The 12295-nt window shown below is 47.6% G+C and carries 11 protein-coding genes; 4 read left to right on the top strand and 7 right to left on the bottom strand.

Going from position 1 to position 12295, the window contains the following annotated elements:
• The first annotated feature begins 124 nt into the window (after nucleotides 1-124).
• The 3 genes from E7L17_RS01800 to E7L17_RS01790 are packed head-to-tail and all read left to right on the top strand — an operon-like array spanning nucleotide 125 to nucleotide 3656.
• Entirely contained in the window at nucleotides 125-550 is a 426-nt protein-coding gene (locus E7L17_RS01800; RefSeq protein ID WP_316321548.1) for a DNA-binding protein, read from the top strand.
• Between the two features lie 41 nt (nucleotides 551-591).
• A complete protein-coding gene (locus E7L17_RS01795) occupies nucleotides 592-2280 on the top strand; it encodes an FtsW/RodA/SpoVE family cell cycle protein (protein WP_316321547.1) in 1689 nt (562 codons plus the stop codon).
• Nucleotides 2277-3656: a penicillin-binding transpeptidase domain-containing protein gene (locus E7L17_RS01790; RefSeq protein ID WP_316321546.1), complete on the top strand. Its 1380-nt coding sequence runs from the start codon at nucleotides 2277-2279 to the stop codon at nucleotides 3654-3656. Before E7L17_RS01795 ends, E7L17_RS01790 begins: the two co-directional genes overlap by 4 nt.
• A gap of 83 nt (nucleotides 3657-3739) precedes the next feature.
• On the opposite strand, the gene E7L17_RS01785 is transcribed toward E7L17_RS01790, so the two are convergent.
• The 6 genes from E7L17_RS01785 to larB all read right to left on the bottom strand — a co-directional run bounded on the left by E7L17_RS01785 (nucleotide 3740) and on the right by larB (nucleotide 10136).
• Nucleotides 3740-4624, bottom strand: a complete 885-nt coding sequence (locus tag E7L17_RS01785; RefSeq protein WP_316321545.1) for an ATP-binding cassette domain-containing protein — start codon at nucleotides 4622-4624, stop codon at nucleotides 3740-3742.
• Nucleotides 4621-5637 (bottom strand): ABC transporter ATP-binding protein, encoded by a 1017-nt coding sequence (locus tag E7L17_RS01780; RefSeq protein WP_316321544.1) that lies wholly within the window; start codon nucleotides 5635-5637, stop codon nucleotides 4621-4623. The genes E7L17_RS01785 and E7L17_RS01780 overlap by 4 nt, the downstream gene beginning before the upstream one ends.
• A gap of 16 nt (nucleotides 5638-5653) precedes the next feature.
• The gene (locus tag E7L17_RS01775; protein WP_316321543.1) at nucleotides 5654-7255 is read right to left on the bottom strand and encodes an ABC transporter substrate-binding protein; all 1602 of its coding nucleotides are present in this window, start codon (nucleotides 7253-7255) and stop codon (nucleotides 5654-5656) included.
• A 72-nt stretch (nucleotides 7256-7327) separates the two neighbouring features.
• A complete protein-coding gene (locus E7L17_RS01770) occupies nucleotides 7328-8233 on the bottom strand; it encodes an ABC transporter permease (RefSeq protein ID WP_316321542.1) in 906 nt (301 codons plus the stop codon).
• Nucleotides 8221-9225, bottom strand: a complete 1005-nt coding sequence (locus E7L17_RS01765) for an ABC transporter permease (protein ID WP_316321541.1) — start codon at nucleotides 9223-9225, stop codon at nucleotides 8221-8223. The genes E7L17_RS01770 and E7L17_RS01765 overlap by 13 nt, the downstream gene beginning before the upstream one ends.
• A 137-nt stretch (nucleotides 9226-9362) precedes the next feature.
• Nucleotides 9363-10136, bottom strand: coding sequence for a nickel pincer cofactor biosynthesis protein LarB (gene larB / locus E7L17_RS01760; protein WP_316321540.1), 774 nt, complete (start codon nucleotides 10134-10136; stop codon nucleotides 9363-9365).
• Between the two features lie 401 nt (nucleotides 10137-10537).
• On the opposite strand from larB, the gene E7L17_RS01755 reads away from it, so the two are divergent.
• A complete protein-coding gene (locus E7L17_RS01755; protein WP_316321539.1) occupies nucleotides 10538-10978 on the top strand; it encodes a DUF3842 family protein in 441 nt (146 codons plus the stop codon).
• 89 nt (nucleotides 10979-11067) lie between these two features.
• Here the strand turns inward: E7L17_RS01755 and E7L17_RS01750 are convergent, their stop codons facing one another.
• On the bottom strand, nucleotides 11068-12171 hold the full coding sequence (locus E7L17_RS01750) for a glycerol dehydrogenase (protein WP_316321538.1): 1104 nt from the start codon (nucleotides 12169-12171) through the stop codon (nucleotides 11068-11070).
• Nucleotides 12172-12295: the final 124 nt, after the last annotated feature.

The raw sequence follows: 12295 nt of genomic DNA, 5'->3' as shown, positions 1-12295 counted from the left end.
AGCTTTGTTCATTTACTTTCGCATATTTTCCGGGTATAATATGTGAGAAATAGCCGTATACATGGAGTTTGCGGCAAGCAGGTTAATTATAATTCTGCAAAACGACCGTGAAAGGACATACAAAATGGAGTATAAAAGATTCAAAGATGCAATTGTGGCAAGAATCGACCGTGGGGAAGAAATACTAGCGGTCATTCGTGAGCTTGCATTAAAAGAAAATATTAAGCTGGCAACCGTTCAAGGGCTTGGAGCTGTGAATGACTTTACAGTGGGTGTTTTTCGAACAGCCGAAAAGCAGTACGATTCAAATCAATTTTGCGGCAACTACGAAATTGTATCGTTAACGGGAACCATAAATACCATGAACGACGAATTCTACTGCCACCTTCACATGAGTGCAGGCGGTGAGGACGGCAGTGTAGTGGGTGGACACCTCAACCAGGCTATGGTTAGCGCTACCTGCGAATTGGTAATAAATATAATCGATGGCAGGGTAGACCGAACCTTTTCGGAAGAGGTTGGGCTGAACCTGTTCGATTTTCATAACTAGCTTATTGCTGCCGATACGGCTGTAAAGAAAGGGGGATTCGTTTGCTGGCTCAATTTTTTTCATTTTTAGTAACTGCGCTAACTGTAATTTTATTTGCTTTGCGAGTGCTGATACCGTTGCTGTCTCTTATTGTGCTTTGGCGCTGCTTTGTGTCACTGCGGCGCGGCCGCCGGCGGGAAGACCCGGTAATTGTATTAGAAGAAATGACAACACATGCGAAAATACCGGTGTTATATTGGGAGAATTCGATTGGCCGCAGCCGAAGCTGCGATATTGTTTTGCCAGATAATACGGCAAGCCGTGACCACGCGGTACTCATGCGCCGGGAGGCTGGCTGGCTGGTTACCGATACAAACTCAAAAGCAGGCACCTTTGTAAATGGAACCAAGGCGGCACCTACCTTGTCGGTAATGCCAGGAGATGTCATCGCAATGGGTTCCACCGCGTTAATGCTCAAGCGGGTAACGGAAAGCGATATAAAAAAGAAAAACAAGCTAATGGAATGGAACCGCAGTCTTCCATCTCCGTTTGGTCTGATGAGCACCGTATTTCTCATTCAAATCTTTCTGGTAGCACAGCTATGCTTTGGCGGTGCAGCATATACCTTTGAGCCGCTGATTCCATTTGGTTTACTGGCGGTGTTGGAATGGAGCTTGTACTTTTATTTTATGCGAGTAAGGCACCATGTGAGCTTTGAACTGGAGACCATTGGCTTTCTGCTCAGTGGAATTGGAATTATGCTGCTTTCCGGAGCCGATATAAAGCTGGCATACACTCAGCTTGCAGCGTTGGCGGGTGGTGTGATTCTGTTCTGCATTATGATTTCCTTTATGGGGGATTTGGATCGTGTTACCAAGTGGCGCCTTGCCATTGGTCTGTTTGCCGTGGCTTTGTTCGCCGTTAACTTGGCATTTGGTATTGCCGCCCATGGTGCAAAGAATTGGATTAGCATAGGGCCGGTTACCATACAGCCCTCCGAGTTCATTAAGATAGCCTTTGTATTTGCGGGTGCTTCGACACTTGACCGCTTACAAACCGCAAAGAACCTGACAGAATTCCTGGTGTTTTCCGGCATTTGCATTGGCTCTTTATTTTTAATGCGGGATTTTGGTACCGCATCCATCTTTTTTATTACCTTTTTACTCATTTCTTTTATGCGCTCCGGCAGTTTAAGAACCATTATTTTGGCCTGCTCTGCTGCGGCACTTGGCGCATTTATGATTTTGCAGTTTAAACCTTATATTGCAGACCGCTTTGCAGCTTGGCGGCATGTGTGGGAGTATTCCGATGGCACGGGTTATCAGCAAACGCGTGTACTCTCTTATACTGCCAGCGGCGGCTTATTCGGTGCCGGAATGGGACAAGGCCACTTGAAAAAAGTGTTTGCCGGTACGAGCGACCTTATCTTTGGAATGATTAGTGAAGAGCTCGGATTAGTGCTGGCCGTTGTGATTACATTCTGCATTGTGATGCTTGCGCTCTATACAAAACTGGAAGCAACCCGTAGCCGCTCTTCCTTTTACTCCATTGCGGCATGTTCGGCAGCCGGTATGCTGCTCTTCCAAACCGCTCTCAATATTTTTGGCGCAACCGATGTTCTTCCGCTTACCGGTGTTACTCTGCCATTTTTGAGTGCGGGTGGTTCGAGTATGGTTTCTGTATGGGGTATGCTGGCGTTCATCAAAGCATCGGATGAACGGACGTATGCCGCAAGGAGGAGAAGCACATGAAAACGACCGGAGGAAGAGCCGGAATTCTCTATTTAATGATAATTGGCTTCTTTGTTGGGCTTGGTGTATTCTTATACGGTTTTGTACTGGATGGTGGCTCTTGGGCCATGCAGCCGTTTAACAAATATGCTTCCGGTAATAGTCAATTAACCACCGCAGGTGATGTGCTGGATCGAAAAGGTGTTGTCCTTGCAAAAAGTGAAAACGGGAAACGTGTGTACAGCAGTGATGAAACCATTCGCCGCTCAATGCTGCATGCTGTTGGGGATACAAACGGGTATATTTCTACCGGAGTACAGTATCGCTTCCGTACTGAAATAGGGGGCTATAACCCAATTACTGGGCTTACCTCACCCACTGGGAAAAAGCAGGGCAGTGATATTTCGCTTACGCTTTCCAGTGAGCTATCGAAAATAGCGTACAATAAGCTGGGAGACCGCAACGGTGCTGTGGCAATGTACAATTATAAGACCGGTGAAATGCTGGTAATGGTAAGTAAACCAGATTTTGACCCTGCCAATGTACCGAAGGACATTGACACGAATACAAAGTACAATGGTGCATATCTCAATAAGGTTCTTTCCGCTAGTTATACGCCCGGTTCTATTTTTAAAGTGATAACCACTGCCGCCGCGATTGAGAATCTCTCCGATTGGGATACGAGAACGTTCCAGTGCAAGGGCAGTGTCACGATTAACGGCAATAAGATTACTTGTGACGGTGTGCATGGAACCGTAAATGTGAAGCAGGCACTGGCAAAATCCTGCAATGTGGCGTTCGCACAGCTTGCTGTGGAGCTTGGTGAGGATAAAATGACCGCCGAGGCCAACACCATGGGCTTCAACCGCAGTTTTTCTGTGGATGGAGTGGATACCTCAAAGAGCAAATATGAGGTAAAGGGGGCCGAAAAGCAGGCACTGGCATGGTCTGGCATTGGCCAGCATACCGACATGACAAACCCTTACCACATGATGCTGTTGATGGGTGCCATAGCGAACGGCGGTACGCCAACACAGCCCTATCTTATTCAGCAGGTGAAAAACAGCTTAGGAATGACACAGCAGCAAGGGAAAACCCAGCTTGGCACTGCACTTGTCAATTCTTCAACGGCACAAACGCTTCAGCAGTTGATGCGCTATAATGTAACAAACGATTATGGCGATGATATGTTCCCCGGCATGAGTGTGTGTGCTAAAACTGGCACGGCGGAGGTTGGGGGAGGCAAAAAGCCGAATGGCTGGATGATTGGCTTCTCTTCAGACCCGAAAACGCCATATGCGTTCGCTGTGGTGGTCGAAGAGGGAAACTATGGCCGAACCTCCGCAGGGCCAATCGCAAAGGCGATTATGACACAGGCGAAAAAGCTAGCATTATAATTTTTATAAAGAGAGAGCCGCAGATGTTTATCTGCGGCTCTCTTGCTCATCTGTTATTGTTCTCTACTCTAATTAAGATAAAACTATTCGTATAAAAAATGCCCTTGACTTACCTCGCGAAATGTGCCAGCTTCGGGAATGCAGCCAGAATCAAACTCCAGCACACGGCGGCTTCTTTCTCGAATGGGGTCTGCGGTTGGTATGGCAGTGAGTAGAGTTTTGGTATAGGGGTGCAGTGGGTTTTGGAATAGCTCCTCACATTCGGCAAATTCCAATAAATGCCCCTGCCGCATGACTCCAACGGTATTGCAAAGCAGGCGAATCACGGAAAGGTCGTGGGCAATCAACAAAAAAGCAAACCCATATTCTCGTTGAAGCTCTTGAAAAAGAGTGAGTATTTGCGCCTGAATGGAAACATCGAGCGAAGCGACGGGCTCATCCGCCACCAGAAGCCTTGGATTTGTGCTAATGGCACGTGCAATTGCAACCCTCTGCCTCTGCCCACCAGATATTTCGCTTGGTCGCTTGTTACAAAAGCTTTCATCGAGCCCTACTTGCTCCAGTAAAGTAATGATTCGGGTGGAAAGCTCTTTGCCGGAGCAAGCACCGCAGGAGGTTATTGGTTCGGCAATAATACGACGAATCGTCATTCTGGGATTTAGTGCGGCAGCGGAATCCTGAAAAATCATCTGCATGTTTTTTTTGATGCTTCGTTTGCTTTTCCGGTATATATTTGAGTCCGATATCTTTTCCCCCTGAAACCAAACCTCACCGTGAGTTAAACGGTATAACCCCATAATGGAGCGGGCGAGAGTGGATTTCCCCGCACCGCTTTCACCCACAAGACCGACGATTTCCCTTGCATTGATTTGAAAGCTAACGTTTTTCACTGCCTGAATCGTAAGACTTCGGCTGATTGGAAAATGCTGTGTTACATGCCGCAGTTCTAAAAGAGGGGCGTTGCTCATATCTGCTCCCTCCTTTTTATAAATGCGGGCGGCTCAATGCTTGGCGCCTCTGGGTGAAGCAGCCAAGTAGCTGCAAAATGGGTGGCGCTAATGGGAAACAGCGGCGGCATTTCCTCGTAATCAATTGCCAAAGCATATTCATTGCGCGGTGCAAATAAATCTCCGGGAGGTGGATTGAGCAAGGAGGGGGGAGAGCCGGGGATGCTGTAAAGCTGTTTGCTGTCCATTGCCAGAGCAGGCTGTGAGCCTAACAGCCCCCATGTGTATGGATGGCGCGGGTCATAAAATACCTCTTCGGCGGTGCCGATTTCTACGATTTTACCGGCATACATGACGGCAACCCGGTCTGCAATTCGTGCGGAAACGCTTAGGTCATGTGAAATAAGCAGTAAGGCAATATCATTCTGTTTGCACACGGTTTTTAATAAGTCTAGTATTTTGGTTTGTATCGTGGCATCCAGTGCAGTGGTGGGTTCATCCGCAATCAGAACCTGAGGGCGGGAGGCAAGCGCGATAGCTAGTACACACCGCTGGCGCATTCCGCCGGAAAGAAAATGTGGCTGCATGTGAAAGCGTTCCTCAGGGTGGTCCATATCCAGCTGTTTTAATAGTGCGATTGCCTTTTCTTCTGCGACCTTTTTGCTTATCTTTTCGTGCACCAAGATCGCTTCCACGATTTGTTTGCCAACCGGAATCGTAGGATTGAGAGTTGTCATGGGGTCCTGAAATACCATGGCAATCTGCCGCCCGCGCAAGGGGCGCATTCTGCGGTCGGAGTACGCCGTAATGTCCTCCCCGCAAAGTAGTACCTGCCCGCTCTTTACATACGCGTTTTTGGGCAGCAGTTTGAGCAGTGATTTGCACAAAACCGTTTTTCCACAGCCAGATTCCCCTACAATGGCAAGTATCTCGCCTTTTAGCAGGGAAAACCCGGTGTTTCTTACGGCATGGATGTCTCCCTCCGGTGTTTGAAAATGGAGAGAATAATTGGTTACTTCCAGTACGGTTTCCATTGGTAGCCCTCTTTGCTTACTTTTTCAGAGTCCATTCCTCAATATTCCACATTACACCCACGGCGTGGTGACCCAAGGTGCGCGTTGTGTCGAGACCATTTAGCCCTTCAATGCCAACATAACAGCCGTCCAAAAATGCAACTAAAACAACACCGGGCTGTTGCGCGTAAGCGGCTTCAAATTCTTGGTATATTTTCTTTCGCTTTTCTTCCTCTTTGGTGTGGCGCCCCTGTGTTAATAGCTCATCCACCACCGGATTTGAATAATTCATCGTGTTGTCGCTGGCACCCGTTACATAGTTTTTGTAGAACATATCGGGGTCAAACTGTGCAGCATAGCCGGACAAAAAGCCGTTGTACCCGGCTTTCCAGTCAAACCTTGTAACCAGCACAACCTCCATCTCTACTCCGGCGGCCTTGAGCTGGCTGGAACACAGGTTGGCAATATCCACTCGCTCTTCTTCGTAATCGCGCACCTGAACCGTAAAGTGGAATTTTTGGCCGTGGCGTTCGTAAATACCACTGCTGCCCTTTACCCAGCCAAGCGCTTGCATTTGCTTTGCAAACTCAGAAAGGTCGTAAGGGTAAAGGTCTGCGGCTTTATTGCCGCCAAACCGACTTTGCTGAATGGGGCTGTAGGCGGCGGTGCCGTGTCCTGCGAGCACACCTTGTACAATAGCGTTTTTATCGATGGCATAATTGAGCACGCCGACGGAGTCTTCGTTCTCTTGCCAGAATTTCGAACTAAAATCCATAGAAATGCCGCGGTAATCGGCGGTTTTAAAATCGATATTTTTAAAATGCTCTTTCCCCCGGAAGGTGTCGGCATATTTTGCGTTGAGCCAAGCCAAATCAGCTTCGCCGGATTGCAGCATGGTCGCTTTCGTGCTTTCTACAGAAACGGTCTTATAAACAATCCGCTCAATGTTCGGGACTTTTGCATAGTAGTTTTCATTTCGCTGTAAAATGATTCTTCCTCCGGCGGTATCCCATTGCACGAATTTGTAGCGGCCAGTTCCTACGGGAGACTGGTTAAAGGACATGGTATTGATGTCCTTGCCTTCTGTCAGGTGTTTTGGCAGAATGCCGATTGTAAAATAGTCGAGCATGGCGGCATTGTATTTGTTAAGGCGAATCACAACGGTGGTCGCATCCGGTGCAGTTACGCTATTAATATCTTCGTAGTTACTGGTTAGGCTCGAAGAGAGGGATTTGTCTTTCGTGAGTAAATTATAGGTGTATACAACATCTTCAGCCGAAAACGTTTTGCCGTCGTGCCACTTTATGTTATTGGGCAGGTGGAAGGTATAGGTAAGAGTTGCTTCATCATAGTCAACGCTTTTTGCTAAATCTGGAATAGGGGAGCCCTTCCCATCGTATTTCATTAGTCCGGAAAAAATAAGGTCTGGCAGCTCGTCGTGGTTATTGAGAAGTGGATTAATGGTGCTTTCCGATTCCCCCGCATACACCAAAGTGTTGGTTAAAACCTGCGATTCGTTTGCCGCTGGAGTGGAAGCGGAGCTTGAGTTGTTTTGTGAGCCGGAACAGGCGACGAGTGAAAAGAGCAGAGAAAATGCGATAAGTAAGGAAATTCCTCGTTTGGGATGAGTAAAGTTCATTGCTTGCCTCCTGAATTTTATTGGTCATTCTTTTCCCACTACATATTTTGGGGTAGAAAATGTAAAAGGTAGTTAAAGGTTACTGTGTTTCTTGTTGATTTCTTTCCGGTAGTAGTTGCCTAGGCTTGTAATACAGTTTAAGGTAACAATTAGAAAAACACCGGGTATTACAATTACCCACCATGTGCCAAGCAACAACGCACGGTTCGCCAAAGAAAGCATACTGCCCCACGAAATTACATCTACCGGCAGACCAAGGCCAAGAAAGCTCAGGGTAGATTCCATCGACATACTCGAGCTAATGCTCGAAATAACGACAAATAGAATGGATGATACAAAGTTCGGGATGAGATGCCGTGTCATCATTTGAGGGAATCGTACTCCCATACACCGTGCGGCAAGTACATATTCACTGCTGCGAATCTGCCGAACCTCACTGCGTACAATTCTTGCCAGAGGGAACCACCCCGTAATGCCAATCGTGACAGAGAGGGTAAAGGCGTTCTGCTTGCCGGTTACTGATACCAATAAAAGCACAATCAATAAATTGGGGATGCTACTAGCGGTTTCTACAATCCGCATGAGAATGGCATCCACTTTTGTGTTTGCTAAGCCGCTGATGCAGCCATAAGGAATACCAATAGCGCAGATGATGCACATGCTCATTAAGCCAATGGAGAGCGACACACGCCCTCCGTACCAGATCATAGAGTAAATATCGCGCCCCAAAGAATCCGTGCCAAAATAAAAATCTGCATTGGGGGGCTGGTTCAGGCTTTGCAAATAAAAGCCGGAGGGGTCATGATTTGCAAGAGTGCCTGCGAATAAGCACCCTGTGGTAATCAGCAGCAGGAGCATCGCTGCAATCATTGGTTTGCCGCGGAGCCTGCTTTGCAGTGTAGGTTTTTGCCTTTGCGGAGAGTATGGTTTGTAGTTTGCACCAACCACCCGAAAAGCGGATTTATCTACCTTTGCCATGTGGACACCCCCGTTTCTTTTATGCGGGGGTCGATTCTCTCATTGACTGCTTGTGCCGCCATGCTGCTAAGAAAGACCAGAGCGCCGGTAATCAGCACCAAGAGCATCAGCAGGTTATAATCGTGGTATTTCGCACTTTCAATGGAAAGTGCGCCGATGCCGGGGTAGTGAAAAACCGCTTCCACAATATAAGTGCCGCCCAAGACGTGGGGGATAGAAATTGCCATGATGCTTACAATGGTAGGTGCTACATTACGAAGACAGTGCTTCCACATAATTTGTCGATTGGTAAGACCCTTTGCCTTTGCCAAAAGCACATAATCTTGCCGAAGCTCATCGAGCAGCTTGTTTCGTATCATATAAGCATAGTACCAAAGGTGGCTGATGATTAAAACGGATACGGGCAGAATCATGTGCTGTATGCGGTTGAGGATGTCTCCCGCTTTGCCAATGTCATAAGCACCACTGCTGGGGAGCCATTTGAGCTGTACGCTAAAGAGTAGAATGAACACCACACCCAGCCAGAAAGCAGGAAGATTGTAAACGGCGGTGCCGATTTTGCAAATAAGGTGGTCAACAAAGGAATCCTCATGCAGAGCGCTGGCAACTGCCAGTAGGGTTGCCAGCAAAAATACCAGCAGATATGCAGTGCCACCCAGCAGCAGCGTGTTGCCCAAAAGTGGAGATACAACCGACATAGCGGGGGTTTTGTATTTTAGGGAAAGGCCAAAGTCACCCCGAAGCGCATTGCCCCCCCACCGTATGTACTGTGTGGTAAGGGGAGCGTCCAGCCCTAGGCGGGTGCGAGCTGCGGTTAGCTCCTGCGTGCTCATAGATTCCACCGCGTCGCCGTAAAAGGATTGCAGCGGGTCGCCCGGTGCACATCTTGAGAAAACAAAGACGACGATAGAAAGAATCAACATGGTGAGCACAAAGCTGAACAGGCGGAAAAAGATTTTTTTCAGGATAGTCAGCGCCAAATTTTCGTACATAAAAGGTACTCCTTGCAGTATTTCAAAAAAGAAAAGCCGCTAAAACACCTGCTGGTGTTATAGCGACCCTCTGGTCACATATTTTTGTTTGTATTCGTTGTTCTCTTCATTTCAATTGCTTCTGCAATCAGTTTAATTTATAATTTTTCAGGTTCGTGCCAATTGCCCATATGGTTAATTTGGCTTGCGAGGTACCCAGCGCCAAAGCCATTGTCTATATTCACTACACTTACGCCGGAAGCGCACGAATTCAGCATAGAGAGCAATGCCGCCATCCCTCCAAAGCTGGCGCCGTAGCCCACACTGGTTGGCACGGCAATGACCGGGCAATCCACCAGACCGCCAATAACACTGGCAAGAGCACCTTCCATTCCAGCAACGGCTATGACGGCACGTGCTGTCATAAATGGCTCTAAATTACCCAGCAGTCGGTGCAGCCCTGCCACGCCTACATCATAAATGCGCGTAACAGAATTTCCCAGCGCCTCTGCTGTAATGGCAGCTTCCTCCGCAACGCCCATATCGCTTGTGCCGCCGGTGGCAACCACAATGGAGCCATACTGTTCCGTAACCTGCGGGAATACGACTGCGAGCCTTGCCAGGGGGTGGTAGGTAACCTCCGCTTTCTTCGCAATAAAATCTGCGGTTTCTTGCGAGATACGGGTTACAAGAATATTTTTGCAGCCTCGAGCCTCGAGCGCCTCCAGTATGCCGGCAATTTGCTCCGGTGTTTTCGACTGTCCGTAAATCACTTCTGGTACCCCTTGGCGTAGGCCGCGGTGGTGGTCTACCTTGGCATAGCCTAAATCTTCAAAGGGGGAAAGCTTAAGCTTTAGTAAGGCATCTTCCGGGCGGATGGTTTTGTCCGCAACGTGCTGCAATAGGGAGAGTACATCTCTTGCTGTATCCATAAAAGGCATCTCCTTCTGGTGCGGGAAGAAAGTAGAGGGCTAGTCTAAAAAAACATCGCCCAAACGGAAGCTTTTTTAAAGAGCTGTTGTCCTGTTAAGTGTCTATTGGTACTACCTTTAGAAAATCAAAGTGCTTTGTTGTTTCATATGTTTCGCAGCTTACAATACAGAAATCCGGCTCTTCAGAACCGGAACGGAGTCTTCCAGACACTATTTATAGTAGAAACGAAGCTGCAAAGCACGGTACTGTTATCTAAATTGATTATACCGTTGAGTAGCCGTGTGGTCAAGTAAAGTACAGCAACGTTTTTCTCAGGGGGATTGACAAATACACCGTAACTGTATAAGGTAAAGTGAGAATTGCTTGAAGATATAAAGAATGGGCAAGGTGGGGAAAAAACATGAAACGGGAGAGAATACGGGTAGCCGTGGTAGATGGGCAGGGTGGAGGAGTTGGAAAAGCCTTAATTGAACGTTTTCGGCAGGTTTGCCCGGAGGTTGCTATTTTGGCTTTGGGAACCAATGCGGTTGCTACCGCCAATATGATGAAAGGCGGTGCGGCAGATGGAGCAACCGGCGAAAATGCGGTTGCCGTAAACATTGCAAAGACGCATATATTGGCAGGGCCAATTGGTGTTTTAATGCCCAACGGGCTGTTAGGGGAGCTTACTCCCAAAATGGCAGAGGCAATCGGATTGAGCGATGCAGTTAAAATTCTGATTCCCTCCCACCAGTGCAACATTCGCTTGGCAGACAAAAGCAAGCAAAGCCTCAAGTATTACCTAGAATGTGCCGCACAAATCTATGAGGAAGAAATTCGCAAGCTTGAAGAAGAGCAGTAATGCTGTAATTAAGTATAAAGAAAGAGGATGTTCTCTATAACTAAAATAGAGAGCATCCTCTTTGCTGTTAATTTGCGCAGAGAGTGGTCTTATGCGCGTTTACTTTTGTAGTAATGACCCATCGCATCCGCTGCAATAATTGCATCGCAAACCATTTGCGGAGTGACTGCAAACGGCATATTGCCCATAGTGTCGTTCGGTGCACAAGCAAGCTCCGCCACTTTTAAGAGTTGCTCACGGTTTACCTCAGTAATGCCAAGGTCAGAGAGGGTGGTAGGCAGGCCTACATCCATGCAGAAGCCATAAACCTCATCTAGCTCTTCTTTCGTGGCGTTCTCTAGCATCAGCTGGGAAAGTGTGCCGATGGCAACCTTTTCGCCGTGGTAAAAATGGTGCGTTTCCTCAATCGCGGTAAAGCCGTTATGAATGGCATGAGCAGCGGCAATACCACAGCTCTCAAAGCCAATACCAGAAAGGTAGGTGTTTGCCTCTACAATATTTTCAAGCGATTTGCTGCAAGAACCAGCTTGTACAGAAAGAAGCGCTTTTAAACCGTCTGCCTGAAGCGTGTCGTAGCAAAGCCTTGCAATTGCCATAGAGGTAACGGTGCATTTTCCGCCAAGGAAGTTCTGGCTGTCCGACTGTTTGCAGGCACGCGCCTCAAAATAAGTTGCCAGTGCGTCACCCATACCGGAGACCAGCAGCCTTGCAGGGGATTTACTAATAATATCAATGTCAACCAGCACAATGTTGGGGCTCTTTGGCAGGAACAAATATTCTTCAAACACACCGTCATCGGTGTAGATGACAGAAAGGGCACTGCACGGTGCATCCGTTGCGGCAATGGTAGGAACGATCACAACCGGTGTGCCGGTGTAGTGGGCAACCGCCTTGGCCGTGTCGTGAATTTTACCGCCGCCAATGCCAACAACAACATCACTGCCTGATGCTTCAAACGCCTTGATTAAGCGGTTGATTTCGGTACGGCTGCATTCCCCATTGAATATTTCGTACGTAAGGGGAGTGTTGTGTTCCTTTGCACTTTCGGCAATGGGTTCTTCCACACGCTTTTTGCCAGAGGCACTCACGAGTATAAATGGTGCTTTCCCAATACGCTCCACATGCTGACATAGCTCTTTCAGAACTCCTCTGCCTTGAATGTAGCGCTCCGGACTGCCGATAATATTAGCCATAAAAAAGCCTCCTTCATTTTATTTTGCCAGAAAAATATCAAACTGCTTTTTATTATTGTAACCTCGTTAGTTATTGATGTCAACAAAAAACAAATAACAACAAAAAATGTGCAGTTTATACAAA

It is taken from the genome of Clostridium sp. (assembly GCF_032576335.1).
Lineage (GTDB): Bacteria > Bacillota > Clostridia > Oscillospirales > Acutalibacteraceae > Faecalispora.
Note: the sequence above shows the minus strand (reverse complement) of the source record. Positions and strands in the feature narration are given on the sequence as shown.